Below are 24,874 nucleotides of genomic sequence, written 5' to 3' on the forward strand. Positions count from 1 at the left end.
CAGGGGATGCTTCGAGCCGTGAACCGGGTCTTCCTCGGCCTCGCCGGGCTCGTCCTGCTGTGCGTCGGCGGCGCGGTCCTCGTGGCGGGTACGGGTCTCTCCGTCCCCTCGTGGTGGCCCTACGACGGACGGCACGACGTACTGCTGAGCGACGCCGACCGGACGCGCTGGCGCGACCAGGACTGGTGGTGGCCGGCCGTCATCGCGGTGCTCGCGCTCCTGCTGATCCTCGGTCTGTGGTGGTTCTTCGCCCAACTGCGGCGCGCACGGCTGGCGGAGGTCCTGGTCGACAGCGGCGACGGTGAAGGCGCGCTGTTGCGGGGCCGGGCGCTTCAGGGTGCCCTGGAGGACGAGGCGGCGTCGCTGGAAGGCGTCTCCCGGGCGTCCGTGATGCTGACCGGCCGCCGGAACGCGCCGCAGGCGCGGGTGGCGCTGCACCTGGAACCGGACGCCTCACCCGGCGGTACGCTGACGCGGCTCACGGACGAGGCGGTCGCGCACGCCAGGGACTCGGCGGGGCTGGAGGCGCTGCCGACGGAGGTACGGCTGTGGGCGGCGAGGCACCGGGCACGACGGGTGTCGTGACGCTGGCGGCGGGGCCCCGCTCGGGTTCCCCGCCCCTTCCCGCTGTACGGATCGTCGGCTCCGCCGCGTGACGGGGCAGCCCCCGGACCCCTTACCGCGCTTCGCGCGGTGCCCTCAGCCTCCCCCTACGAGGTGCCCCCGGACGGGCTTGATCCCGCTGCGCGACATCCGGCTCGCCGGCAGAGGCGGATCCCGCCTGGACCGAGGCGCGCAGCCGGTGGGGGAGGGAGTCCCCGTACGGGCAGGGGCCCGGCGGGGAGGGGAACCCCGGTCCGGGAAGGGGCCGGTGGGGCACACACACGCCCTTTCAGAAGCCGTGGCGCGCCCCGCCGTCGATGGGGAGCATGACGCCGGTCAGATAGGACGCCGCCGGCGAGAGCAGGAACGCCGCCGTGCGGCCGAACTCCTCCGGGGTGCCGTAACGCCGCAGCGGGATGGCCGCCTCGTTGGCCCTGCGTGCCGCCTCCGCGTCGCCCGACAGGGCGTCCAGCTCGCGGACGCGGTCCGTGTCGATGCGGGAGGGCAGCAGGCCGACCACGCGGATGCCGCGCGGGCCCAGTTCGTCCGCCAGGGACTTGGCGAAGCCCGCGAGGCCCGGGCGGAGGCCGTTGGAGATCGTCAGGCCGGGGATGGGTTCGTGCACCGAACCGGACAGCACGAAACCGATGACACCGCCTTCGTTGAGTTCGGCCGCGGCCGTGCGCGCCATGCGGACGGCGCCGAGGAAGACCGACTCGAACGCGGCGGCCCACTGCTGGTCGGTGTTGTCCGCGGCGTAGCCCGGCGCCGGGCCGCCGACGCTGATGAGGACGCCGTCGAAGCGGCCGAAGTGCGCGCGGGCGGCGGCGACGAGGCGTTCCGCGGCGGAGGGGTCGGCGTTGTCGCAGGCGACGCCCACCGCGGCGGAGCCGAGTGCGGCCGCGGCGTCGGTGACCGTCTTCTCGTCGCGCCCGGTGACGACGACCTTCGCGCCGTCGGCGACGAGCGCCCGCGCGGAGGCGTTGCCGAGGCCCCTCGAGGCGCCGGTGACGATGTAGACACGGTCCTTCAGTCCAAGATCCATGGCCCTATCCTGCCGTCCGCTGCCCGGTGAGCGCGAGGGCCGTGGTCACCAGTCCGATGTGGCTGAACGCCTGCGGGAAGTTGCCGAGGTGCTGTCCCGTCACCGGGTCGTACTCCTCGGAGAGGAGGCCCACGTCGTTGCAGAGGCCGAGCAACTGCTCGAACAGTTCGCGGGCCTCCTGCTCACGGCCCGTCATCCGCAGCGCGTCAGCCAGCCAGAAGGAACAGACCAGGAACGCGCCCTCGCGGCCGGGCAGTCCGTCGACCTGGGCGGCGTCAGGGGTGTAGCGGCGTACGAGCGGTCCATTGCCGAGCTCCCGCCACACCGCGTCGACCGTGCCGACGACCCGGGGGTCGTCCGGGGGCAGGAAGCCGACGCGCGGGATGAGCAGGACCGCGGCGTCGAGCTCCGTGGAGCCGTACGACTGGGTGAAGGTGCCGCGGACCGGGTCGAAGCCCTTCTCGCAGACCTCGCGGTGGATGTCGTCCCGCATGGCCCGCCAGCGTGCCGAGTCGCCGCGCAGCGACGGTTCGCTCTCGAGGGTGCGCACGGCGCGGTCGGCGGCGACCCATGCCATGACCTTGGAGTGGACGAAGTGCCGGCGCGGGCCCCGGACCTCCCACAGACCCTCGTCCGGCTCGCGCCATGTGGACTCGAGGAAGCCGAGAAGGCTCAGCTGGATGTTCCACGCCTGTCGCTCGGGTGCGAGACCGGCCTGCCTGGCCAGGTAGAGGGACTCGATGACCTCGCCGTAGACGTCGATCTGCAGTTGGCACCTCGCCTCGTTGCCGACGCGGACCGGCGCGGAGCCGGCGTAGCCGGTGAGCCAGTCCAGCTCCATCTCGGGCAGGCGGCGTTCACCGGCCAGGCCGTACATGATCTGAAGATCGGCCGGGTCGCCGGCTACCGCCCGCAGGAGCCAGTCCCGCCAGGCCGCGGCCTCGTCCAGGTATCCGACGGACACCATGGCGCTCAGGGTGAGGGTCGCGTCGCGCAGCCAGCAGAAGCGGTAGTCCCAGTTCCGTACACCGCCGATGTCCTCGGGCAGGGACGTCGTGGGCGCGGCGACGATGCCTCCGGTGGGGGCGTACGTGAGCGCCTTGAGAGTGATCAGGGAGCGCAGCACGGTGTCCCGGTAGGGGCCCTGGTAGCGGCACTTCGACGACCAGGTCTCCCAGTCCTGGAGGCAGTGCTCCAAGGCCTCGTGCGGGTCGACGAGCGCGGGCCGCGGCTTGTGCGAAGGGTGCCAGGTGAGGACGAACGCCACCTTCTCGCCCTCCTCGACCGTGAACGACGAGCAGGTGCTGAAGTGGTGACCCCACGTCTTGACCTCCGGTTCGCTGCGCAGCCACACGGAGTCGGGCCCCGCGACGGCGACCCGGTGGCCGTCCGCGCGGCGTACCCACGGCACCACGGAGCCGTAGTCGAACCGCAGCCGTAGTGTGCCCGCCATCTCGACCGTGCCGCTCAGGCCCTCGACGATGCGGACGACGTCCGGCGCCTCGTCACGCTGCGGCATGAAGTCGAGGACCCGGACCTTGCCGGTGCGGGTCTCCCACACCGTTTCCAGCACCAGTGACGCGCCCAGATAGCGGCGGTCGGTGCAGGCGCCCGCGTCCTTGGGCGCGATCCGCCAATGGCCGTTCTCCTCGTCGCCGAGGAGGGCGGCGAAGCATGCGGCGGAGTCGAAACGGGGAAGGCACAGCCAGTCGATGGAGCCGTTCTTGCCGACCAGCGCAGCGGTCTGCAGATCGCCGATGAGGGCGTAGTCCTCGATACGTTGGGTCACGCTCCGGCGTGTTCCCGCCAGAAGGGGACGCTAAGCAGCCGCGGGAGCCGGCTCGTGCGTGGTCCGCTCCGCCGCAGCCAGGTCGCGCCTCTCCCGCCGTACGAGAATCACCCAGCCGACGGGCACCGCCGCGGCGAAGAGCCACCACTGCACGGCGTACGCCATGTGGGCGCCGATGGAGTCGTGGTCCGGGGTCGGGATCATCTCCGGGCCGCCGCCCGCGGGCTTCGGCGCCGTCTGCTCCAGATAGCCGCCGAGCACCTGCCGGTCCAGCAGTTGCGCCTGCTGCTCGCTGTTGATCAGCATCACCTGGCGGGGCGGCAGGCCCTTCAGGTCCTTGATGCCGCTGGCGCCGGTCGTCTCGTCGGCCTTGAGCCGGCCGGTGACGGTCACGGTTCCCGCGGGCGCGGCAGGCACCTCGGGGAAGGCCTTCTGGTCGGCGGCGGCGGGGACCCAGCCGCGGTTGACGAGGACGGCCCGGCCGTCGGCCAGTACCAGCGGGGTCAGTACGTGGAAGCCGACGCGGTCGTCGGCGTTGGTGCGGCGGCGGACGACCATCTCGTGGTCGGTGTCGAAGGTGCCGGTCGCGGTGATCTGCCGCCAGTAGTCGGAGCGCGGGACGGTGTGCCCGGGGGAGGTCAGCTCCTCCATCGGCACCGGCTTCGCCTCGAGGTTCCGTGCGATCAGGGCGTTCTGCTCGACCCTGCGCTCGTGCCGGTGCAGCTGCCAGAAACCCAGCTCGATCATCGTGGGGATGAGAACGAGGCCGATGAGGGTGAGGATCACCCACTGCCGGGACAACAGGAAGCGGTACACGGCTTCGACCGTACCTGCTCGGCGCAGGGCCACGGACGGTGGGTCCCCGCCCGTGCCCCGGCCGGGCGCAGGTCACACCCTGTCGACGATGCCGGCCCTCCCCTCGGCGCGGGCGCAGTGGGCGCCGCAGTACCAGTGGCCCTCGACCTCGACGCCCTGGCCGATGATCTGCACCCGGCAGTGCTCACAGATGGGCGCCATACGGTGGATGGCGCAGGAGAAGCAGTCGAAGACGTGCACCGCGCCCTGCGCGTGCACCTCGAAGGACATGCCGTAGTCGTTTCCGCAAACCTCACAACGTGCCATGCGCCACAGGGTGAAACGCTTCGGCGCCCCGGGCGAGCGGGCGGCGGGCGAGTCGCGCCCGGTTCACTCCGATGCGGGTGTCCGTCCGGTCGGGGCGTCCGGCGCGGGGGCGACGTCCCGCAGCAGCTGGGTGAAGGCGCCCTCGTCGACGACCGGAGTGCCGTACGAGGCGGCCTTGACGGTCTTGGACGTCGCCGCGTCCGGGTCGTTGGTCACCAGCAGACTCGTGAGCCGGGACACGCTCGTGGCGACGTGCAGGCCCGCCTCGACGGCCCGGTCCTCGAGCAGTTCACGCTCCACGGAGGTGTCGCCGGAGAAGGCGACCCGCATGCCCTGCACCAGCTGCCCGCCCGGCCGGTACCTCCCCGGGTTGGGGTACGGGCACGGCGGCCGCTTGCGCGACGGCCGCCAGCTGCTGTGACCGTACGACGACTGGTAGCCGACGCGCGGGGTCGCGGGAGCGTCCGACCACTCCGTCAGCGGCCGGCATTCGAGCAGCGGCAGCCGCACACCGTCGCGGGCCGCGGTGTGCAGGCTCGGCCGGAACGCCTCCGCGAGCACGCGGGCGTCGTCCAGGGCATGGTGCGCGCGCTGCTGCACGACCCCGTAGTGCGCGGCCAGCGACTCGAGCTTGTGGTTGGGCAGCGGGAGCCGCAGCTCCTTGGCGAGCGCGATGGTGCACAGCCGCTGCCGGGTCGGCGCCGCGCCGCGCGCACGCGCGTACTCCCTGGCGATCATGGACCAGTCGAAGGTGGCGTTGTGCGCGACCAGGACCCGGCCGTCGAGCCGCGCGGAGAGCTCGCCGGCGATGTCCCCGAACAGCGGGGCGCCTTCGAGCGCCTCGCTCGTCAGACCGTGGATCCACACCGGTCCGGGGTCGCGCTCCGGGTTGACGAGCGTGTACCAGTGGTCCTCGACGTTGCCCTGGGTGTCGAGGCGGTAGACGGCAGCCGACACTATCCGGTCGTCACGGGCGAGGCCGGTGGTCTCCACGTCGACGACCGCGTACCCCTGTGGGTACGCGGCCGGCCACGTCGTCGCTGCGGTCCTACGGTCGTCGAGCATGGTCACAGAGAATACGGGCAGACACCGACAGCCCTGTCCCGCCCCCATCGCCCGGAGCCCGGGGTGTGGCTCCTCGTCCCCAACTTCCGTGCGTGAGAGGCTCCCCGGATGAGTGAAGCGACCGGCGGCGAGAGCCACGACGAGGCGCACCCCGGTGGACTCGGTACCCGTCTCAACTGGCTGCGCGCCGCCGTCCTCGGCGCGAACGACGGCATCGTCTCGACGGCGGGCATCGTCGTCGGTGTGGCCGGCGCGACGGACTCGCGGCCGGCGCTGCTCACGGCGGGCCTCGCCGGACTGCTCGCCGGTTCGATGTCGATGGCGGCAGGCGAGTACGTGTCCGTCTCCACGCAGCGCGACTCGGAGAGGGCCGCGCTGGCGGTGGAGAAGCGGGAGCTGAAGGAGCAGCCGGAGGCCGAACTGGACGAGCTGACCCGCATGCTGGCGGACCGCGGCCTGTCGGAGGAGGTGGCCAGGGAGGCCGCCGTGCAGCTCACCGACCGGGACGCGCTGCGCGCGCACGCCCGGGTGGAACTCGGCATCGACCCCGACGAGCTGACCAACCCCTGGCACGCGGCGAGCGCCAGCTTCCTGGCGTTCACCGTCGGTGCGCTGCTGCCGCTGCTGGCGATCGTGCTGCCGCCGGCATCGGTCCGCCTGTACGTCACGGTCCTCTCGGTGCTCACCGCGCTGGCGCTGACCGGCTGGTGGAGCGCCCGGCTGGGCGCTGCCGCGGCCGGGCCCGCCGTCCTGCGCAACATGTGCGGCGGGGCGCTCGCCATGGCGGTGACGTACGCCGCCGGTTCGGCGCTCGACGCGGCCGGTGTCTGAGGTGCTGTCAGGTCCTGACGCGCTTCACCTCGACGCGGTCGGGCGGGAAGCGGTCGATGCCGACGACCGGGGTGTCGTCCGAGACGGTGATCTTCAGCTCGGGCATCGCGACGAGCGGTCCGATGTCGACGGGCGCTCCGGACGGTGAGCACTGCCAGAGCTCCAGGGAGGTGAGCGCGGGCAGTTCGCGCAGCGCGGTGAGGCCGTACGGCAGTTCGCACCGCCAGAGGTGCAGGTGCCGCAGCGTGGAGTGGCCGAGGAGCGGACGCGGGTCGAGAGGGTCGACCTCGTACAGGCTCAGACTCGTCAGCGACGCCGGCAGCGGCAGGCGCGACAGTTGACGCAGCTGCGACTGGCCCGCGATCGTCAGCCCCTCCAGCGACGGCCACCGCTCGATGCCCTCCAGGCTCACGTAGCGGGTCTGGTGGTGGAGCCCGAGGTGCACGAGGCCCGGTCCGACCGGCAGTTCTTCGAGGCTCTCGATGAGCAGCGGCTGGGAGAGGTTCACGCTGCGCAGGTCGGGCATGTCCCGCAGGGGCTCGATCGACACCTCCGGGTGAACTTCCCAGAGCGAGAGCCGCTCGAGTCCGGGACGCGCCAGCGGCCGCAGGTCGCGCAGTTCGGGGCACCGGCTCAGACCGACGTCCTTGAGCCGCCGGAACGACGCGAGCGGCGTGAGATCGTCCACCACGCCGTTCTCGTACAGGAAGAGCCACTCGGGGTCCTCCACCGCGAGCAGCGGAGTGAGGTCGTGGTGGTCTCCCGCCAGATGCAGGCGCCGGGCCTTGGGTATGTGGCGGAGGGCGTGGAGCTGTTCGGGGGTCTGGACATGCAGGTACGCGGTGTTCCACGCCCCGGCGGCCAGCACGTCCCTGGCGTACGACTCGGTGTCGAACGAGCCCCACGCCGTCGACACCTGGAACGCCACGGACAGCCGTGCGTCCTCCCGGAACCGCGCGGCCACCTCGAACGCGGCGTCCCCTTTGATCAGGGCCGCCGTGCGGACCACGGCCGCCGCCGTGTACTCCTCCAGATCCTCCGGTCCCGGCAGCAGTTCCAGCACCAGCTCACCGACCTTGGCGAGCTGCGCCGCGTCCTCCTGGGTGCGCGGGGGCAGCAGCTCCTGTGTGCGCGACTGCACCGTCGCGCGGATCTCCGGGTCCAGCTCCGGAGCGTGTTCCAGACAGGCCGCGGCGAGCAGCACCAGACGGTGCCGGTGGCGCTGCGCCCGGTCGGCGCGGCGCAGCAGGTGCCGCAGCAGCCGGGCCCGTTCCTCGACGCGGGCGTGACCGACGGCCATCTGCACCACGTCGTCCCACTGGTCGTCGTGCGCGTTCTGCACCAGGACCCCGAAGTCGCGGGCCTCCACCGCGGCCTTGGCGCCCAGATAGTCCTGGAACGTGCGGTGCACGAAGTCCACCGCACCCGGGCGGGGTTCACGCAGCAGACCGCTCCTGATGAGCAGATGGGAGAACACCTGCTCCGGGCTGCCCTGCACCTGCGGCATGGCGGCCAGCCATTCGGCCACCATCTCCACCGCCTCGGCGCGCTCGGCCTCCACCTGGCCGTTGCGGATGAGCCAGTACGCCAGCCGCTGCAGCAGCGCCGTCTGCTCCTCACGCGTCAGATCGACGCCCTCCACACCGACGATCTCCCGCTCGGTGTCCCGCCGCACCAGCAGCATGTCGAGCGCGGCGTCGTACAGCTCCTTGCGGGCACGCGGCAGTTGCATCCTGCGGTCCCGGTTCAGCGCGCACAGCAGGGCGCACATCAGCGGGTTGGTGGCCAGCCGGCCCAGATCACGGCGGGTGGAGACGGCCTTGCGCAGGGACGTCTCGTAGGTGTCGAGCTGGGCGCGTTCGGTCTGGGACAGGCACTCCTGGCGCGCGGCCTCGTGCCAGTGGCCGATGAAGGAGCGGATGTCGTCACGCTCCATCGGCAGCAACGAGTGCCCGACGAATCCCTGGCGGGCCAGCCAGTCCTCCGGGACGGCCGACGGCCGGGTCGTGACCACGTACCGGGCGTCCGGGTAGGCGGCGATCAGCGACTTCAGCCAGTTCTCCGTACGGTGCCGCTGCCGTGAGGGGATCTCGTCCACCCCGTCGACCAGGATCAGCGCCCGGCCGTCCGTCAGCAGCTTCTCCGTCCAGCCGGCGGGTGCCTCACCGTGCAGCGGGACCCCCGCCGCCCGCAGGAAGGCGTCCGGCATCGGCAGGGTGTCGGACGACGTGAAGGCGCGCAGCCGCAACAGGAAGGGCACGCACCGGTTCCAGTCCTCCAGGTCCTTGCCGAAACTGCGCCGGGCGGCGTTCAGCGCGAGCCACTGCACCAGGGTGCTCTTGCCGGAGCCGGCGGCACCGCGCAGGACGAGCCGGTCGGCGGAAGACAGGATCTGCTCCGCCTTCACGGCGACCTGTCCGGTCCGGGGCAGGCCGAAACCCTCCTGGTGGGGTCCGTCCCCGCTGACGGCCAGGGAGATGTACGCCGTGTCCAGCGGCCACTCGCTCCCCGACCGGCCGAGGGTCAGCCCGAACAGCTCCAGACGCCCGTGGGTCTCGGCCACGTAGTCCGCGTACCGTCCCTCGAAGCCGAGGGCCACCGCCTCCGGACGAGGGCCGAGCCGGTCCCTGACGTCCTCGACGAGTGCTTCCGTGCGTCCCGCCCTGCGGGTCTGCTCCACCGCCGCCCGTGCCATGAACGACTGGTCGGCGGTCAGGTTCTCGACCATGTGCGCACAGCACAGCCGCAGCAGTTCGTCGTAGAGTTCCACGCCCCGCTCGGCCAGGCCGGCCGCCGGGTCCCGCAGCGTCCGGAACAGCCGCTCCGGATCGAGGTCCAGCGCGAACAGCCGGTCGGGACCGACCGTGCCCGCGGCCTGGACGGTGTCCCGTACCGCCTCGACGGCGGCCTCGCGCTCGTGGTCGGGCAGGTCGGCGTACGGGTCCGAGAGCCGGCCAGCGAGCTTCCTCGCCACCGGGGCCGGGTCCGGCCGGGGGAGCGGCGCGGCCCTGCGGCCGGTCACCAGGCCTGCCCCCGGGCGGACGGCGATCAGCGATTTCACGACGGTCACGGCCAGCGTCCCGGCCAGCCGTAAGACGACGGCTTCCAACCCCTGCACTGTGGTTCCTCCCCGTGAGTCCACCGGCCACCGGATCGTGCGGTCCGCGATCCGTGTCGCGCCGGTCATCGGTGCATGCCCGTAGTTCGGACGGGCCTACCCTCGGCGGGCGAAGACGCTCCGGCACGCGCGGGCTGTCCGATGCCCGGCCCGACGGCTGCCGGACGGGCACCGGCGCACCGCACCCGGGGCCACGGTCACACCGTGGCGGCCGGCCACCTCGGCGCGTCCGTCCCCCAAAAGCCGGGCGGGCGCGCCCAGTCGGCCGGCCCGCCGTCGTAGCCGACCGCCGGAACGGCGTGACGCAGGCGCCCCATGGGGCTGTCCCTCTCCGTGAGCCACCGGTCGGCGTCGTACGCCGCGGTGTCGCCGTCCGGGGCCTTGACGAGCCCGCTGGTCAGCCAGGCCGCCGTCTGTGTGAGAGCGGCCTCCACCAGCCGGGTGCCGCCGACGCCGTGCTGTCCGGTCAGCGCGCGCAGCACCCCGGCGGCCAGCAGGTACCCGGTGCCGTGGTCGAGGGCCTGGGCGGGCAGTGTGCCCGGGCGGCCTTCGTCGCCCTCCGTGGCCGCGATGCCGGTCGCGGCCTGGACCAGGCTGTCGAAGCCGCGCCGCCCGTCCCACGGCCCGTACCGGCCCCAGGCCGACAGCCGGGCCACGACCAGGCCCGGACGGCGCTCGGCCAGCGCCTGTGGAGAGAGACCGAACCGGTCGAGGGCGCCCGGTCGATAGCCGGTCACCACCACGTCGGCCAGCGCCAGCAGCTCCTCGAACGCGGCACGGTCCCCGGCCGCGGCCAGGTCGAGCCGGGTGGACCGCTTCCCCAGCCCGGTGTCGTTGTGGGCGTCCTGACTCTCCGGCAGATGGGGGGAGTCGATCCGCAGCACGTCGGCGCCCAGCAGCGCGAGTGTCCGCGTGGCGACCGGTCCGGCCAGCACCCGGGTCAGGTCCAGCACGCGCAGTCCCGAACAGGGCAGGGACGCCCGGTCGTTCGCGGCCCTCGGCGGGCGGTCGTCGCCGAGCCGCTCCACCCGCAGCAGCGGACGTCCCGCGGTGGCCGCACCCTGCGGGTGCCGCGCCCATTCGTCCCCTGCGCGCATGGCCACGGCCAGGCCACCGGCCGCGTACACGCTCTCCTCTACGTCCACGGCACGGCGTTCGCCGATCGCGCCGGCGGCGTCCTCGACGCCGGCGTCCTCGGGCAGGGACAGCGCCGCGAGCAACCGCGCCCGGTGGTGCGGGTAGTTGGCGTGGGTGCGAACCCACCCGTCGGCGGAGCGCCAGAACCGGGACAGCGGTGCGAACGTGGTCGGCGCCACGCCGTCCACCCGCACCAGCCTGTCACTGAGGAACGCCGTGGCCACCGCACCGTCGTCGACGGTCACGGAGGCGACCGGACCGCCGCCGCGCCGCGCGGCCAGCTCTGCGGCGGCGAGGGAGCAGACCCCGACGGTGGCGCGCGCCAGCTCCATGACCGGCAGCCGGGACGGCAGAGAGCCGCCGCCCTTGTGGACGACACGGCCGAGCAGGGCGGGGTCACCATCCAGAGCCGCCCATGCCTGGGCGGTACCGCTGGTCGGGAGATCGGAGGGTGAGTGGGTCATGCACTCACTATGGCACCGGCGCCACAACGCAAGGGGCCCGGTGCGGATCCCGCACCGGGCCCCTCACAGGAAGCCGCTAGCGGCGGACCGCGTCCAGAGCGTCGGTGACGCCCGTGCCGTAGAAGCCGTTGTCGCGCTCGCCGCCCTCGCACACCGCGTCGACGGTGCCGTCGCCGTTGATGTCGTACGGGTTGGTGCACGCCGTGTCGTCAGCCTGCGCGTACAGCAGACCCTTGACCAGGGCCGGCGGTGCGTACGGGTGGGTCGACTTGATCAGCGCCGCCACGCCCGCGACGTGCGGGGAGGCCATCGACGTACCGGCCTTGTAGCCGTAGCCGCCCGGAACCGTGGAGAGGATCCGGCCGTCGACCGCCGGCGCGTCCGGCGCCTGGTAGCGCGTCGAGTCGCCGCCCGGAGCGGAGATGTCGACCACGCCGTCGCCGTAGTTGGAGTACGAGGCCTTCAGGCCCTTCGCACCCAGCGCGGACACCGTGACGACGCCCGGGATCTGCGTCGGGATGTCGAGGCACTCGCGCGGGTTGACGACCCGCTCGACCGGGGTGGTGTCGTTCGGGCTCGTGGTGTCGGTGAGCTCGTCCGCCGCCAGGTCCATACGGGAGTTGCCGGCCGCGGCCACGTTCACCGCGCCCTTGCCCTCCGCGTAGCGGGTGGCGCGGGAGACGGCCTCGACGAGGGCCTTCTGGTCCGCGTCGTTCTTGCAGTTGAACAGCCACGGGTCCGTGTAGTAGCTGTTGTTGGTCACGTCGACGCCGTGCTCCGCCGCCCACACGAAGCCGCAGACGACGGCCTCGGTGTAGAAGAAGCCGTCGGGCTGCGAGACCTTGATGCCGGAGACCTTCACGCCCGGCGCGACGCCGGTGACGCCGACGCCGTTCTTCGCGGCGGCGATCGTGCCCGCGACATGGGTGCCGTGGTCGGACTCGGTCGGGCCCGGACGCCAGGCGCCGTCCGCCGTGTTCGGCACGCCGCCCACGCAGCTGACGGAGGCCTCGCGGTCGAAGTTCGGCGCGAGGTCCGGGTGGGTGTCGTCGACACCCGTGTCGATGACCGCGACGGTGACCTTGTCACTGCCGAGGGTCTTCTCGTGCGCCTTGTCGGCCTTGATGGCCGGGAGGTCCCACTGCAGGGGCTCCAGCGGGTCCTGGTCCGAGGACGCCACCGCGGCGGAGGCCTTCGCCTCGTCGGCGGTGAGCGGGCGCTCCGACTCGATGGCCATGTCGGCCGAGGGCGCCAGAGGCGCGGTGCGTGTGGCACCGGCCGACGCCACGCCCCGCACACCGCGGATGGTCGTGGCGAAGTCCGGGTTCTGCGAGTGGACGACGATGACGCCTATCTGGTCGTAGGACATCACCACCGTTCCGCCGGCCTTGGCTATGGCCTTCTTGACCGACTTTGCGGTGCCGTGACCGCCCTTCACGTTCACGACGTACGACAGCTTGGGTCCGTCCGCCTGGACCGCGGCAGGTACGTCGTCGACCGGCGCCGCCGTAGCGGCCCCCGCGGGCAGGAAGCCGAGCGAGGCCGTGAGCGCCAGACCGGCGGGCAGCGCGAGTGCGCGGCGCCGTCTGGATCCCAGATGAGCCATGGGTTCTCCACATCATCCGTGACAACCGCCCAGACACCCCTGTGCGAATGGGCGGGTACATGACGAGCGAAACTATCGCTGATCAAGGTCCGGATTCAATGAGTTCGCGAAGGAAGTACAGAAGAAAAAGACCAGGGCTGAACCAGTTCGGCGCGCGCTCCGTGCCGTTGTCAGGGAGTGGGACAACATCGAACCGCCCCTGCCAGTGACATCCCCGAGTCCATCCCCACCGCACCCGCGTCGCGAGGAGATTCCGTGACCACCGAGGCACCGCCGCCCGAGCGCGATAAGCAGACCAGCACCGCACAGCCCACGACAGAGTCGTTCGTGCAGGTGCAGCAGAGTACGGAATTCGGCGAACTGCGCCGCACGTACCGTTCCTTCGCCTTCCCCCTGACCATCGCGTTCATCGCCTGGTACCTGCTCTACGTCCTGCTCTCGAACTACGCCGGCGGCTTCATGGGCACGAAGCTCTTCGGCAACATCAACGTCGCTCTGGTCTTCGGCCTCGCGCAGTTCCTGACCACGTTCCTCATCGCCTGGTTCTACTCCCGGCACGCCGCCGCGAAGCTGGACCCGAAGGCCGAGGCCATCAAGTCCCGTATGGAGGCCGACGCATGAGCCCCGCCCTGCACCTCGCGGCCTCGAACGCCACGACCGAGCACCGGCCGCTGATCATCACACTCTTCGCGGCCTTCGTCGTCGGGACGCTGTTCATCACCGTCTGGGCCGGCCGGCAGACCAAGGACGCCGCCGACTTCTACGCGGGCGGACGCCAGTTCACCGGCTTCCAGAACGGCCTCGCCATCTCGGGCGACTACATGTCCGCCGCCTCGTTCCTCGGCATCGCCGGCGCCATCGCCCTCTTCGGCTACGACGGCTTCCTCTACTCGATCGGCTTCCTGGTCGCCTGGCTCGTCGCCCTGCTGCTGGTCGCCGAGCCGCTGCGCAACTCCGGCCGCTACACGATGGGCGACGTCCTCGCCTACCGGATGCGCCAGCGCCCGGTCCGTACCGCCGCGGGCGTCTCCACCATCGTCGTCTCGATCTTCTACCTGCTCGCGCAGATGGCGGGCGCGGGCATCCTCGTCTCGCTGCTGCTCGGCATCACCAGCGACGGCGGCAAGATCGCGATCGTCGCCCTCGTCGGTCTGCTGATGATCGTCTATGTGACCATCGGCGGGATGAAGGGCACCACCTGGGTGCAGATGGTCAAGGCCGTCCTGCTCATCGCGGGCACCCTGCTCATCACGTTCCTGGTGCTGTGGAAGTTCAACTTCAACATCTCCGACCTGCTCGGAGAGGCGGCGAAGAACAGCGAGGTCGGACAGAAGGGCAACCCCGACGCCTTCCTCGAGCCCGGCCTCAAGTACGGCGTCGACGGTATGACGAAGCTCGACTTCATCTCCCTCGGCATCGCGCTCGTGCTCGGCACCGCCGGACTCCCGCACATCCTCATCCGCTTCTACACGGTGCCCACCGCCAAGGCCGCGCGTAAGTCCGTCAACTGGGCCATCGGCATCATCGGCGCGTTCTACCTGATGACCATCGCGCTCGGCTTCGGCGCCGCCGCGATTGTCGGACCCGCGGAGATCAAGGCGTCCAACCCGGCGGGCAACACCGCTGCCCCGCTGCTCGCCCTGCACATCGGCGGCGTCGACTCGGCCTGGGGCGCGATCCTGCTCGCCGTGATCTCGGCCGTCGCCTTCGCCACCATCCTCGCCGTCGTCGCCGGACTCACGCTGGCCTCCTCGTCGTCGTTCGCGCACGACATCTACGCCAACGTCATCCGCAGGGGACAGGCCACGGAGAAGGAGGAGGTCCGAGCCGCGCGCTGGGCGACCGTCTTCATCGGCATCGTCTCCATCGCCCTCGGCGCGCTCGCCCGCGACCTGAACGTGGCCGGCCTCGTCGCCCTCGCCTTCGCGGTCGCCGCCTCGGCCAACCTGCCCACGATCCTCTACAGCCTGTTCTGGAAGAGGTTCACCACCCAGGGCGCCCTGTGGTCCATCTACGGAGGCCTCGCCTCCTCGGTGTTCCTGGTGCTGTTCTCGCCGGTGGTCTCCGGCAGCCCGTCCGCGATGTTCCCGAGCGTGGACTTCGCCTGGTTCCCGCTCTCCAACCCGGGTCTCATCTCCATTCCGCTGGGCTTCCTGCTCGGCTGGCTGGGCTCGATCCTGACCAAGGAGAAGCCCGACGAGGGCAAGTACGCCGAGCTCGAGGTCAAGTCCCTCACCGGCATCGGCGCCCACTGAGAGGAAAACGACATACGCATGTCAGCGGCCGCGTCGTAGGGTCCTACGACGCGGCCGTGCCGTACCTCGTGCCAATCGGGCCCTGGTGTTGTCGGCGGCGTCGCGTAGGCTCGAAACCGTCGGATCCGCGATTAGGGGAGGGGGCCCACAGTGCTCATCGACACCTACGGCCGAGTGGCCACTGACCTGCGCGTTTCTCTGACGGACCGGTGCAATCTGCGGTGTACGTACTGTATGCCCGAAGAGGGCCTGCAGTGGCTGGCCAAGCCCGATCTGCTCACCGATGACGAAATCGTCCGGCTGATCCGCATCGCCGTCACCGACCTCGGCATCACCGAGGTGCGCTTCACCGGCGGTGAGCCGCTGCTGCGCCCGGGACTGGTCGGCATCGTCGAGCGCTGCGCCGCCCTGGAGCCCCGCCCCAAGATGTCCCTCACCACCAACGGCATCGGGCTCAAGCGCACCGCCGCGGCCCTCAAGGCCGCCGGCCTGGACCGGGTCAACGTCTCCCTGGACACCCTGCGGCCCGACGTCTTCAAGACCCTCACCCGCCGCGACCGCCACCACGATGTGCTCGACGGCCTCGAAGCCGCCCGCGCCGCCGGCCTGACCCCGGTCAAGGTCAACGCCGTCCTGATGCCCGGGTTGAACGACGACGAGGCACCCGACCTGCTCGCCTGGGCCGTGGAGAACGAATACGAACTGCGTTTCATCGAGCAGATGCCGCTCGACGCACAGCACGGCTGGAAGCGTGACGGCATGATCACCGCGGGGGACATCCTCCAGTCCTTGCGGACGCGCTTCACCCTCACCCCCGAAGGCGACGCCGCGCGCGGATCCGCGCCGGCGGAGCGGTGGCTCGTCGACGGCGGGCCGCAGCGGGTCGGCGTCATCGCCTCCGTCACCCGTCCGTTCTGCCGCGCCTGCGACCGGACCCGGCTCACCGCCGACGGTCAGGTGCGCACCTGCCTCTTCGCCACCGAGGAGACCGACCTGCGGGCGGCGCTGCGCTCGGAGGCGCCCGACGAGGAGATCGCCCGCATCTGGCGGCTGGCGATGTGGGGCAAGAAGGCCGGATCCGGTCTCGACGACCCGTCGTTCCTGCAGCCGGAGCGTCCCATGTCAGCCATCGGCGGCTGACCCGGCCCCGGCACCCCGCTCCCACTCCTCCAGCGTCACGACGTCCTTCAGGAAACCGCGCACCCCGAGGAACTGGGACAGGTGCTCGCGGTGCTCGTCGCACGCCAGCCACGTCTTGCGGCGGTCCGGAGTGTGCAGTTTCGGGTTGTTCCAGGCGAGGACCCAGACGGCGCCGGTACGGCAGCCCTTGGCAGAGCAGATCGGGGTTTCGTCACTCACCGGAGGATTCACGGGATCATTGTCCCAGCATGGCGACGCCGAGCAGCCACGGGGGGAGCTGCCCGGCGTCGGTCCGTCGCTCCGACGGGGGATGCGGAGCGCGTACGCAGTATGTCACGGGGGACAGGGTGAGGTGCACCGGAACTTCATGATTGATCTGAGCTTTTCTTGAGCTTCGAAGACCCGCCGGACACCGCCGTGATCAGCGCTGCCCGGCCCCCGGACGGTCCTCCTGGAAGGGCTCCGCCTCCGGCTCCGGTTCCGCCTCGCGCTGCTCGGGGGCGGCCTCGACGGCCGGCCGGACCGGGGGCTGGACGAACGTCGACGGGAGCGAAGGGGCGTTCTCCCGCCCCGCGTTGGCGATGACGACGGAGATGTACGGCAGCAGCACACCGAGCGCCAGCGCCACGATCGCCACATGGCGTTCCACGTTCCACAGCACCGCCGCGAGGATCACGGCGACCGTCCTGATCGACATCGAGATCACATAGCGGCGCTGCCTGCCGCGGACGTCGTCGGCAAGGCCCTGCCGTGCGCCGGTGATCCGGAAGACCTCGGTCCCACCATGCTTCCGCATCGTGCTCCACCACCCGTTTCCCCGTGCCGGACCTTCGGCGGACGTTCCCCTGCTCCGATCCTCCACGGTACGCCCGGGCTGCGCCGCGTTCGAGAGCGGGGCCGCCCTACGTCTGCGTGCCCGGCCTGCGCCGACGCACGTACGGCCGACCCCGACATGCGCCGTACGGCCCACGCGCCGAGACTGGCGACGTAACTGCTCACGCAAGGCCGGACAAGGAGGCAGCCATGGGCTGGTTGTGGGCGATCATCGTGGGATTCGTGCTGGGCCTGCTGGCGAAAGCGATCATCCCGGGCAAGCAGCACAGTCCGCTGTGGCTGACCACCATCTTCGGCATCATCGGCGCCATCATCGGCAACGCCGTCGCCCGTGGTTTCGGCATCGCGGAGACCAGCGGCATCGACTGGGGCCGGCACGCACTTCAGCTCGCGGCTGCCATCGTCATCGTCTTCCTGGGCGACATGGCTTACACCGCCGCCCGCGGCAAGAAACAGCATCGCGCCTGACGAACACCCGTGGCCGGGTGGGCGAGCACGCCCACCCGGCCACGGCATGTCCTGCTCCGGTCACCGGTCCTCGGGTGCGTCCTGCTCCCGGCCGGCCGGCACGCCAGGTCCCGCTTTGGTCGGCAGGCTGCGGAAACGTGCTGCTCCCGGCCGACCGGCCACCGCACGTCCTGCTCCGGTCAGCCGGCCGCGACCTCGACCGCCGCCAGGTTCTTCTTGCCCCGGCGCAGGACCAGCCAGCGGCCGTGCAGCAGCTCGTCACCGGCCACCACCGCGTCCTCGGCGGTCACCTTCACGTTGTTCACGTAGGCGCCGCCCTCCTTCACCGTGCGGCGGGCGGCGGACTTGCTCGGCGCCAGACCGACCTCGGTGAACAGATCGACCACCGGCAGCAGCTCGCCGACCCGCGCGTGCGGCAGCTCGGCGAGGGCGGCACGCAGTGTCGCCTCGTCCAGGTCCGCCAGCTCGCCCTGACCGAACAGCGCCCGGGAGGCGTTGATCACCGCGGCGCACTGGTCCGCGCCGTGCACCAGCGTCGTCAGCTCCTCCGCCAGCGCGCGTTGCGCGGCCCGCGCCTGCGGCCGCTCCTCCGTCTGCTTCTCCAGCTCCTCGAGCTCCTCGCGGCTCTTGAAGCTCAGGACACGCATGTAGCGGGAGATGTCCCGGTCGTCCGTGTTCAGCCAGAACTGGTAGAACGCGTACGGCGTCGTCATCTCCGGGTCGAGCCAGAGCGTTCCCGTCTCGGACTTGCCGAACTTGGTGCCGTCCGCCTTGGTCATCAGCGGCGTGGCCAGGGCGTGCACCTCGGCGTCCGGCTCGAGCCGGTGGATCAGGTCCAGTCCCGCGGTCAGGTTGCCCCACTGGTCGCTGCCGCCCTGCTGCAGGGTGCAGCCGTAGCGGCGGTACAGCTCCAGGAAGTCCATGCCCTGCAGCAGCTGGTAGCTGAACTCCGTGTAGCTGATGCCCTGCTCGGACTCCAGGCGGCGGGCGACCGAGTCCTTGGTGAGCATCTTGTTGACGCGGAAGTGCTTGCCGATGTCCCGCAGGAACTCGATCGCGGACATGCCCGCGGTCCAGTCCAGGTTGTTCACCATGATCGCCGCGTTGTCGCCCTCGAAGGACAGGTACAGCTCGATCTGCGAACGCAGCCGGTCGACCCAGCGCCCGATCGTCTCCGGATCGTTCAGCGTGCGCTCCGCGGTCGGCCGCGGGTCGCCGATCTGCCCCGTCGCCCCGCCGACCAGCGCGAGCGGGCGGTGCCCGGCCTGCTGGAGGCGGCGGATGGTGAGCACCTGCACCAGGTGACCGACGTGCAGGCTCGCCGCGGTGGGGTCGAAGCCGCAATAGAACGTGACAGGACCGTCCGCGAGAGCCTTGCGCAGGGCCTCTTCGTCGGTGGACTGGGCCATCAGCCCGCGCCACTTCAGCTCGTCGACGATGTCCGTCACGGTGTCGTGTCTCCTTGGAACAGTGGAAACCCCACTGGGTGGTAGCGGGGCGCTACCACCCAGTCTATTGGTGACCGGGGGCCGGGCCGACCGGATATCCGGCGCTCACACGCCCTTGCTCACCGAGCTCATGTTGAAGTCCGGCACCCGCAGCGCGGGCATCGAGGCCCGGGTGAACCAGTCGCCCCACTCGCGCGGCAGCGTCTTCTCGCTGCGCCCGGCCTCCGCCGCCCGCGACAGCAGATCGACGGGCGACTCGTTGAAGCGGAAGTTGTTGACCTCGCCGACGACCTCGCCGTTCTCCACCAGATACACGCCGTCCCTGGTCAGACCAGTCAGCAGCAGCGTCGCCGGGTCGACCTCGCGGATGTACCAGAGGCACGTCAGCAGCAGACCGCGGGCCGTGCCGGCCACCATCTCCTCCAGGCTGCGCTCACCGCCGCCGTCCAGGACGAGGTTCCCCGCTCCAGGCGCCACCGGCAGTCCGGTCAGACCGGCGCTGTGCCGGGTGGCCACCAGACGATCGAGCTTTCCGTCCCGCACCCAGTCCGTCGCCGTGATCGGCAGGCCGTTGTCGAAGACGGAGGCGTCGTCGCCGGAGGAGTGCGCGATCACGAACGGGGCCGACTCGAGGCCCGGCTCGTGCGGGTCGCTGCGCAGGGTCAGCGGAAGGGGGGACAGCGTCTCCCCGACGCGGGTGCCGCCGCCCGGCTTGGAGAAGACCGTGCGGCCCTCCGCCGCGTCGCGGGCCGCGGACGACCACATCTGGTAGATCAGCAGGTCGGCCACGGCGGTGGGCGGCAGAAGCGTCTCGTACCGGCCCGCGGGCAGCTCGGTCCGGCGCTGGGCCCAGACCAGGCGCTGCGCCAGTTCGGCGTCCATGACGGCCGGGTCGACGTCCTTGAAGTCCCGCGTGGAGCGGCCCGCCCACGCCGAGCGCGTACGGTCCGGGGACTTGGCGTTCAGCTCGAGGGTGCCGTTCGGCTGGTCGTGGCGCAGCCGCAGTCCGGTGGAGGTGCCCACATAGGTGGAGGTCATCTCGTGGTTGGCGAAGCCGTACAGCTCCCGGCCGCCGGCCCGGGCCCGCGCGAAGGCCTCTCCGAGGGCGGGTGCGAAGTCGGCGAACACGGCCGAGGTGGTCTCGGCGGGAGCGTCCGTGAAGTCGGGGGACGCCGGGGTGCCCTCGACCAGCGGCTGGGCGTCCTCGGCGGGACCGGCGCCGCGGGCGGCCGCCTCGGCGGCGCGCACCAGCGGCTCGAGGTCGGCGGCGGTCACCGCGGACCGGGACACCACACCGGAGGCGGTTCCCTCGGCGCCGTCGACGGTCGCGATGACGGTGAGGGTACGGCCGCGGGTGACGCCGTTGGTGGTCAGGGCGTTGCCGGCCCAGCGCAGATTGGCGGACGACTCCTCGTCGGCGATGACGACACAGCCGTCGGCGGTGGACAGCTCGAGAGCCCGCTCGACGATCTCGTGCGGCTTGGTCGTACGGGGGCTCATCGGCCGGCCTCCTGCGTGGTGTTCAGAATGTTGACGCCCCGGAAGAGGGCGGAGGGGCAGCCGTGGGAGACCGCGGCGACCTGGCCCGGCTGGGCCTTCCCGCAGTTGAACGCCCCACCGAGCACATAGGTCTGCGGGCCGCCGACCTGCTCCATGGAGCCCCAGAACTCGGTGGTCGTCGCCTGGTACGCGACGTCCCGGAGCTGTCCGGCCAGCCGGCCGTTCTCGATCCGGAAGAACCGCTGCCCGGTGAACTGGAAGTTGTAGCGCTGCATGTCGATGGACCACGACCGGTCGCCGACCACGTAGATGCCCCGCTCGACCCCGCCGATCAGGTCCTCCGTCGACAGGCCTCCCGGATCCGGGCGGAGCGACACGTTCGCCATCCGCTGCACCGGGACGTGCGCGGGGGAGTCGGCGTACGCGCAGCCGTTGGACCGGCCGAGGTTCGTCAGCTTCGCGATCCGCCGGTCCAGCTGGTAGCCGACCAGCGTGCCGTCCTTGACCAGGTCCCAGCTCTGCGCCTCGACGCCCTCGTCGTCGTACCCGATCGTCGCCAGCCCGTGCTCGGCCGTGCGGTCGCCGGTCACGTTCATCACGGACGAGCCGTACGCCAGCTTCCCCAGCTGGTCGAAGGTCGCGAACGAGGTCCCCGCGTACGCGGCCTCGTAGCCGAGCGCCCGGTCCAGCTCGGTGGCGTGGCCGATCGACTCGTGGATCGTCAGCCACAGGTTCGACGGGTCGACCACCAGGTCGTAGCGGCCCGACTCGACGCTCGGCGCGCGCATCTTCTCCGCCAGCAGTCCGGGGATCTCCTCCAGCTCCCGGTCCCAGTCCCAGCCCGTGCCGGTCAGGTACTCCCAGCCGCGGCCGGCCGGCGGCGCGATGGTGCGCATCGAGTCGAACTCGCCGCTGGTGCCGTCGACGGCGACCGCGGTGAGCTGCGGGTGCAGCCGGACACGCTGCTGCGTGGTGACGGTGCCGGCCGTGTCCGCGTAGAACTTGTTCTCGTGGACGGTGAGCAGCGACGCGTCCACGTGCGCCACGCCGTCCGCCCGCAGCAGCCGGCCGCTGAAGTCGGCGAGCAGCGCGGTCTTCTCCTCGTCGGGTACCTCGAAGGGGTCGATCTCGTACGACGAGACCCACGTCTTCTCCGAGTGCACCGGCTCGTCCGCCAGCTCCACGCGCTCGTCGGACCCGGCCGCCGCGATCACCTTCGCCGACAGCTTCGCCATCGCCACCGCCTGGCCCGCGACGCGTGCCGCGGCGTCCATGGTGAGATCCACCCCCGAGGCGAAGCCCCACGCACCGCCGTGCACGACGCGCACGGCGTACCCGAGGTCCGTGGTGTCGGAGGAACCGGCGAGCTTGGCGTCACGCAGCCGCCACGCCGCACTGCGTACACGCTCGAGACGGAAGTCGGCGTGCTCGGCGCCGAGCGCGCGGGCCCGGGCGAGTGCCGCGTCGGCGAGCGCCCGCAGCGGCAGCGCCGTGAAGGCTTCGTCGATGGAATGAGGCACGGATGTCTCCTGTCGTCGCGACGGGTCGCCCCGATCATGTCGCGACGGGGTGCCTGTTGCCCAGCGGGTTGTGAAGGATGCCGTGCCGTCCTCTTCTGTAGGGACCCGACAGTGACTGATCTGCGGCGCTGTCAGGGACCGATTCCCCGTACGACGGACCGGACCGATAGGTTTTCGGGTAGTCGCCTGGCTGCCAGGTGCTCCAGACCACTGACGAAAGGGTGATCCGTTGAGCCGCTCGGTTCTCGTCACCGGAGGAAACCGGGGCATCGGCCTCGCCATCGCCCGCGCTTTCGCCGAGAACGGCGACAAGGTCGCCATCACCTACCGGTCGGGCGAGCCGCCCGCCGAGCTCGTCGAGGCGGGCTGCCTGCCCGTCCGCTGCGACATCACGGACGCCGAGCAGGTGGAGCAGGCCTACAAGGAGATCGAGGAGAAGCACGGCAATGTGGAGGTGCTGGTCGCCAACGCCGGCATCACCAAGGACCAGCTGCTGATGCGGATGTCGGAGGACGACTTCACCTCCGTCCTCGACACCAACCTCACCGGCACCTTCCGGGTCGTCAAGCGCGCCAACCGCGGCATGCTGCGCGCCAAGAAGGGCCGTGTCGTGCTGATCTCCTCCGTCGTCGGGCTGCTGGGCTCGGCCGGGCAGGCCAACTACGCCGCCTCGAAGGCCGGCCTGGTGGGCTTCGCCCGCTCCTTGGCCCGTGAGCTCGGTTCGCGGAACATCACCTTCAACGTCGTCGCGCCCGGTTTTGTCGACACCGACATGACGCAGGTGCTCACCGACGAGCAGCGCGCGGGCATCGTCTCGCAGGTGCCGCTCGGCCGTTACGCGAAGCCGGAGGAGATCGCCGCCGCCGTGCGCTTCCTGGCCTCCGACGACGCCTCGTACATCACTGGAGCCGTCATCCCCGTTGACGGCGGATTGGGCATGGGTCACTGATCACATGAGCGGAATTCTCGAGGGCAAGCGCGTCCTGATCACCGGTGTGCTGATGGAGTCCTCCATCGCCTTCCACACCGCCAAGGTGGCCCAGGAGCAGGGCGCGGAGATCATCCTCACCGCCTTCCCGCGGCCCACCCTGACCGAGCGCATCGCCAAGAAGCTCCCCAGGCCCGCGAAGGTCATCGAGCTCGACGTCACCAACGACGAGCACCTGGCCCGCGTCGAGGGCATCGTGCGCGAGGAGCTCGGCGGTCTGGACGGTGTCGTCCACTCGATCGGCTTCGCCCCGCAGGACGCCCTCGGCGGCAACTTCCTCAACACGCCCTTCGAGTCGGTGTCGACCGCGATGCACGTCTCCGCGTTCTCGCTGAAGTCCCTGACCATGGCCTGCCTGCCGCTGATGCAGAACGGCGGCTCGGTCGTCGGTCTGACCTTCGACGCGCAGTTCGCCTGGCCGCAGTACGACTGGATGGGCCCGGCGAAGGCCGCCCTCGAGGCCACCAGCCGCTACCTGGCGCGGGACCTCGGCAAGCAGAACGTGCGCTGCAACCTGATCTCGGCCGGTCCGCTCGGCTCGATGGCCGCCAAGTCCATCCCCGGCTTCTCCGACCTCGCGAAGGTGTGGGACGAGCGGTCCCCGCTCGAGTGGGACATGGCCGACCCGGAGCCGGCCGGCCGCGGTGTCGTCGCGCTGCTCTCGGACTTCTTCCCGAAGACCACCGGCGAGATCGTCCACGTCGACGGCGGCGTGCACATCATGGGTGCCTGACCAGCACATACGTACACCAGGGACGCCCCGTCCACCGCTTGGCGCGGTGGGCGGGGCGTCCCTCGTTCGGCCCAGCGGCTGGGCGCCCGGGGGCGAGGGCGGCGATGCTGGAGGAGCACATCTTCCTTGTGGTGCTGTTGTGGCGCGTGCGCCGCAGCCCGGCCGAGGAGGTCCTGCTCGTGCGTACGAAATGGCGCAACGCCTCCGCCCTGGCCGCCGCGACGGTGCTGGTGTGGGGGATCACCTACACCGCCCTTCAGTTCCGTCAGGAGACGCAGGACCCCCGCCCGGCGCAGCCGTCCTACCAGGCCCGGTGCAGCACCGTCGTGGAAGGCTCCCGGGTCACCGCCTACTGCCACAACCCGTATCCCGCCGCCGACCGTGTGCGGCTGCACGTCGAGTGCGACCGCTGGTGGGACGTCGACGCGGACACCGCCCCGGTCCTGCTCCGCCCGGCCGAGTACGGGGAACTGACCGGACGGTGCTGGAAGGAGATCCGCTCGGTGTGGATCAGCCACCAGCCGCCGCGGGCCGACGCAGGCACATGAACGGGTAGCCGGCCGCCTCCGAGGCGGCCGCGTCGCCGTCGCCCGCGCGGATCGCCTCGACCATCCGCGCGTGGTCCATGTGGTGCTCGGGGCGCAGATCCTGGCCGATGTCCTCGCGCAGCCAGTCGCGCAGCAGATCGCCGAGGTCGGCGTAGAGACCGGTCAGCACCTCGTTGTGCGAGGCGGCCACCACGGCGAGGTGGAACGTCGCGTCGGCGGCGACGAACGCCTCCGCGACGCCGGAGGCCCATGCCTCCTCGCGCCTCGCCAGGAGGGCGTCCAGCTGCCTGAGGTCGCGCTCTGTGCGCCGCTCGGCGGCCAGCCTCGCCGCGGAGGACTCCATCGTGGAGCGCAGCTCCGCGATGTGCCGGGGGTCGGCGTCGGCGAACCGCCGGTGCATGACGCCCGCGAGCTCACTGGTGGCCAGCACGTACGTCCCCGAGCCCTGCCGGATGTCGAGCAGCCCGTTGTGGGCGAGTGCCCGTACCGCCTCGCGGACGGTGTTGCGGGCGACGCCGAGCTGTTCGACGAGTTCGGGTTCGGTCGGGATCCGTGAACCCACCGGCCACTCGCCCGAGGTGATCTGGTTCCGCAACTGGGCGATCACCTGGTCGGACAGTGCGGAACGCCGGGGAGAGGACAGCGCCATGGTGCTCCTTG

General features: G+C 71.3%; 23 protein-coding genes. 9 read left to right on the top strand and 14 right to left on the bottom strand.

All coding sequences use genetic code 11. The features are described from left to right. Positions 1-6: 6 nt before the first annotated feature. Entirely contained in the window at positions 7-585 is a 579-nt protein-coding gene (amaP, locus tag AB0K36_RS23760; protein WP_364597774.1) for an alkaline shock response membrane anchor protein AmaP, read from the top strand. Between the two features lie 307 nt (positions 586-892). Here amaP and AB0K36_RS23765 read toward each other — a convergent pair whose 3' ends face one another. The 5 genes from AB0K36_RS23765 to AB0K36_RS23785 all read right to left on the bottom strand — a co-directional run bounded on the left by AB0K36_RS23765 (position 893) and on the right by AB0K36_RS23785 (position 5,630). Continuing rightward, positions 893-1,648 carry an SDR family oxidoreductase gene (locus tag AB0K36_RS23765; RefSeq protein WP_364597777.1) on the bottom strand — a complete coding sequence of 252 codons (756 nt, stop codon included), beginning with the start codon at positions 1,646-1,648 and terminating at the stop codon, positions 893-895. Positions 1,649-1,652: 4 nt separating this feature from the next. Further along, positions 1,653-3,437, bottom strand: a complete 1,785-nt coding sequence (locus AB0K36_RS23770) for a glycoside hydrolase family 15 protein (RefSeq protein WP_364597780.1) — start codon at positions 3,435-3,437, stop codon at positions 1,653-1,655. 30 nt (positions 3,438-3,467) lie between these two features. After that, positions 3,468-4,253, bottom strand: a complete 786-nt coding sequence (locus tag AB0K36_RS23775; protein WP_364597783.1) for an SURF1 family cytochrome oxidase biogenesis protein — start codon at positions 4,251-4,253, stop codon at positions 3,468-3,470. Positions 4,254-4,325: 72 nt separating this feature from the next. Next, positions 4,326-4,559 carry a metallothionein gene (locus tag AB0K36_RS23780; protein ID WP_100106509.1) on the bottom strand — a complete coding sequence of 78 codons (234 nt, stop codon included), beginning with the start codon at positions 4,557-4,559 and terminating at the stop codon, positions 4,326-4,328. A gap of 63 nt (positions 4,560-4,622) precedes the next feature. Continuing rightward, on the bottom strand, positions 4,623-5,630 hold the full coding sequence (locus AB0K36_RS23785; RefSeq protein WP_364597786.1) for a DEDDh family exonuclease: 1,008 nt from the start codon (positions 5,628-5,630) through the stop codon (positions 4,623-4,625). Between the two features lie 102 nt (positions 5,631-5,732). Between AB0K36_RS23785 and AB0K36_RS23790 the strand changes: the two genes are divergently transcribed. Beyond that, positions 5,733-6,455 (top strand): VIT1/CCC1 transporter family protein, encoded by a 723-nt coding sequence (locus tag AB0K36_RS23790; RefSeq protein ID WP_364597789.1) that lies wholly within the window; start codon positions 5,733-5,735, stop codon positions 6,453-6,455. Between the two features lie 7 nt (positions 6,456-6,462). On the opposite strand, the gene AB0K36_RS23795 is transcribed toward AB0K36_RS23790, so the two are convergent. From AB0K36_RS23795 to AB0K36_RS23805, 3 genes are all read right to left on the bottom strand, one after another. Continuing rightward, complete coding sequence (locus AB0K36_RS23795; protein ID WP_364597792.1) at positions 6,463-9,573, bottom strand: NACHT domain-containing protein; 3,111 nt, start codon at positions 9,571-9,573, stop codon at positions 6,463-6,465. A gap of 197 nt (positions 9,574-9,770) precedes the next feature. After that, positions 9,771-11,174, bottom strand: coding sequence for a CoA transferase (locus tag AB0K36_RS23800; RefSeq protein ID WP_364597795.1), 1,404 nt, complete (start codon positions 11,172-11,174; stop codon positions 9,771-9,773). 76 nt (positions 11,175-11,250) lie between these two features. After that, positions 11,251-12,780, bottom strand: coding sequence for a S8 family peptidase (locus AB0K36_RS23805; RefSeq protein WP_364597798.1), 1,530 nt, complete (start codon positions 12,778-12,780; stop codon positions 11,251-11,253). A 255-nt stretch (positions 12,781-13,035) separates the two neighbouring features. Here AB0K36_RS23805 and AB0K36_RS23810 point away from each other — a divergent pair, with 255 nt between their 5' ends. The 3 genes from AB0K36_RS23810 (at position 13,036) to moaA (ending at position 16,175) form a co-directional block, all read left to right on the top strand. Continuing rightward, complete coding sequence (locus AB0K36_RS23810; protein WP_364597801.1) at positions 13,036-13,401, top strand: DUF485 domain-containing protein; 366 nt, start codon at positions 13,036-13,038, stop codon at positions 13,399-13,401. Next, the gene (locus AB0K36_RS23815; RefSeq protein WP_364597804.1) at positions 13,398-15,035 is read left to right on the top strand and encodes a monocarboxylic acid transporter; all 1,638 of its coding nucleotides are present in this window, start codon (positions 13,398-13,400) and stop codon (positions 15,033-15,035) included. Before AB0K36_RS23810 ends, AB0K36_RS23815 begins: the two co-directional genes overlap by 4 nt. A 150-nt stretch (positions 15,036-15,185) precedes the next feature. After that, entirely contained in the window at positions 15,186-16,175 is a 990-nt protein-coding gene (gene moaA / locus AB0K36_RS23820; RefSeq protein ID WP_364597807.1) for a GTP 3',8-cyclase MoaA, read from the top strand. On the opposite strand, the gene AB0K36_RS23825 is transcribed toward moaA, so the two are convergent. Beyond that, positions 16,158-16,394, bottom strand: a complete 237-nt coding sequence (locus AB0K36_RS23825) for a hypothetical protein (protein WP_229835544.1) — start codon at positions 16,392-16,394, stop codon at positions 16,158-16,160. The two genes, moaA and AB0K36_RS23825, sit on opposite strands and share 18 nt — an antisense overlap. A gap of 202 nt (positions 16,395-16,596) precedes the next feature. Continuing rightward, a complete protein-coding gene (locus AB0K36_RS23830) occupies positions 16,597-16,971 on the bottom strand; it encodes a DUF3099 domain-containing protein (RefSeq protein ID WP_364597810.1) in 375 nt (124 codons plus the stop codon). Positions 16,972-17,198: 227 nt separating this feature from the next. Here AB0K36_RS23830 and AB0K36_RS23835 point away from each other — a divergent pair, with 227 nt between their 5' ends. After that, positions 17,199-17,477, top strand: a complete 279-nt coding sequence (locus AB0K36_RS23835) for a GlsB/YeaQ/YmgE family stress response membrane protein (RefSeq protein WP_364597813.1) — start codon at positions 17,199-17,201, stop codon at positions 17,475-17,477. A gap of 179 nt (positions 17,478-17,656) precedes the next feature. Here AB0K36_RS23835 and tyrS read toward each other — a convergent pair whose 3' ends face one another. From tyrS to AB0K36_RS23850, 3 genes are all read right to left on the bottom strand, one after another. Then, positions 17,657-18,925 (bottom strand): tyrosine--tRNA ligase, encoded by a 1,269-nt coding sequence (tyrS, locus tag AB0K36_RS23840; RefSeq protein ID WP_364597816.1) that lies wholly within the window; start codon positions 18,923-18,925, stop codon positions 17,657-17,659. Between the two features lie 105 nt (positions 18,926-19,030). Then, complete coding sequence (locus tag AB0K36_RS23845) at positions 19,031-20,425, bottom strand: metallopeptidase TldD-related protein (RefSeq protein WP_364597819.1); 1,395 nt, start codon at positions 20,423-20,425, stop codon at positions 19,031-19,033. Continuing rightward, positions 20,422-21,945 carry a TldD/PmbA family protein gene (locus tag AB0K36_RS23850; RefSeq protein ID WP_364597822.1) on the bottom strand — a complete coding sequence of 508 codons (1,524 nt, stop codon included), beginning with the start codon at positions 21,943-21,945 and terminating at the stop codon, positions 20,422-20,424. The genes AB0K36_RS23845 and AB0K36_RS23850 overlap by 4 nt, the downstream gene beginning before the upstream one ends. 229 nt (positions 21,946-22,174) lie before the next feature. On the opposite strand from AB0K36_RS23850, the gene fabG reads away from it, so the two are divergent. The 3 genes from fabG (at position 22,175) to AB0K36_RS23865 (ending at position 24,214) form a co-directional block, all read left to right on the top strand. Next, positions 22,175-22,894: a 3-oxoacyl-[acyl-carrier-protein] reductase gene (gene fabG, locus AB0K36_RS23855; protein ID WP_189475710.1), complete on the top strand. Its 720-nt coding sequence runs from the start codon at positions 22,175-22,177 to the stop codon at positions 22,892-22,894. 4 nt (positions 22,895-22,898) lie between these two features. Further along, positions 22,899-23,666, top strand: coding sequence for an enoyl-ACP reductase FabI (fabI, locus tag AB0K36_RS23860; RefSeq protein WP_364597825.1), 768 nt, complete (start codon positions 22,899-22,901; stop codon positions 23,664-23,666). A gap of 104 nt (positions 23,667-23,770) precedes the next feature. Beyond that, positions 23,771-24,214, top strand: coding sequence for a hypothetical protein (locus AB0K36_RS23865; RefSeq protein ID WP_229835546.1), 444 nt, complete (start codon positions 23,771-23,773; stop codon positions 24,212-24,214). On the opposite strand, the gene AB0K36_RS23870 is transcribed toward AB0K36_RS23865, so the two are convergent. Beyond that, positions 24,177-24,863 carry a FadR/GntR family transcriptional regulator gene (locus AB0K36_RS23870; protein WP_364597828.1) on the bottom strand — a complete coding sequence of 229 codons (687 nt, stop codon included), beginning with the start codon at positions 24,861-24,863 and terminating at the stop codon, positions 24,177-24,179. The genes AB0K36_RS23865 and AB0K36_RS23870 overlap by 38 nt on opposite strands. Between the last annotated feature and the right edge of the window lie 11 nt (positions 24,864-24,874).

The sequence above is a fragment of the Streptomyces kurssanovii genome, assembly GCF_040677245.1.
GTDB classification, from domain to species: domain Bacteria; phylum Actinomycetota; class Actinomycetes; order Streptomycetales; family Streptomycetaceae; genus Streptomyces; species Streptomyces kurssanovii.

Excerpts from the sequence above, each read along its gene's own strand:
- amaP (WP_364597774.1), top strand. The coding sequence starts at position 7 with ATGCTTCGAGCCGTGAACCGGGTCTTCCTCGGCCTCGCCGGGCTCGTC.
- AB0K36_RS23765 (WP_364597777.1), bottom strand. The coding sequence starts at position 1,648 with ATGGATCTTGGACTGAAGGACCGTGTCTACATCGTCACCGGCGCCTCG.
- AB0K36_RS23780 (WP_100106509.1), bottom strand. The coding sequence starts at position 4,559 with ATGGCACGTTGTGAGGTTTGCGGAAACGACTACGGCATGTCCTTCGAG.
- AB0K36_RS23790 (WP_364597789.1), top strand. The coding sequence starts at position 5,733 with ATGAGTGAAGCGACCGGCGGCGAGAGCCACGACGAGGCGCACCCCGGT.
- AB0K36_RS23800 (WP_364597795.1), bottom strand. The coding sequence starts at position 11,174 with ATGACCCACTCACCCTCCGATCTCCCGACCAGCGGTACCGCCCAGGCA.
- AB0K36_RS23805 (WP_364597798.1), bottom strand. The coding sequence starts at position 12,780 with ATGGCTCATCTGGGATCCAGACGGCGCCGCGCACTCGCGCTGCCCGCC.
- AB0K36_RS23815 (WP_364597804.1), top strand. The coding sequence starts at position 13,398 with ATGAGCCCCGCCCTGCACCTCGCGGCCTCGAACGCCACGACCGAGCAC.
- AB0K36_RS23830 (WP_364597810.1), bottom strand. The coding sequence starts at position 16,971 with ATGCGGAAGCATGGTGGGACCGAGGTCTTCCGGATCACCGGCGCACGG.
- AB0K36_RS23835 (WP_364597813.1), top strand. The coding sequence starts at position 17,199 with ATGGGCTGGTTGTGGGCGATCATCGTGGGATTCGTGCTGGGCCTGCTG.
- AB0K36_RS23845 (WP_364597819.1), bottom strand. The coding sequence starts at position 20,425 with ATGAGCCCCCGTACGACCAAGCCGCACGAGATCGTCGAGCGGGCTCTC.
- fabI (WP_364597825.1), top strand. The coding sequence starts at position 22,899 with ATGAGCGGAATTCTCGAGGGCAAGCGCGTCCTGATCACCGGTGTGCTG.
- AB0K36_RS23865 (WP_229835546.1), top strand. The coding sequence starts at position 23,771 with ATGCTGGAGGAGCACATCTTCCTTGTGGTGCTGTTGTGGCGCGTGCGC.
- AB0K36_RS23870 (WP_364597828.1), bottom strand. The coding sequence starts at position 24,863 with ATGGCGCTGTCCTCTCCCCGGCGTTCCGCACTGTCCGACCAGGTGATC.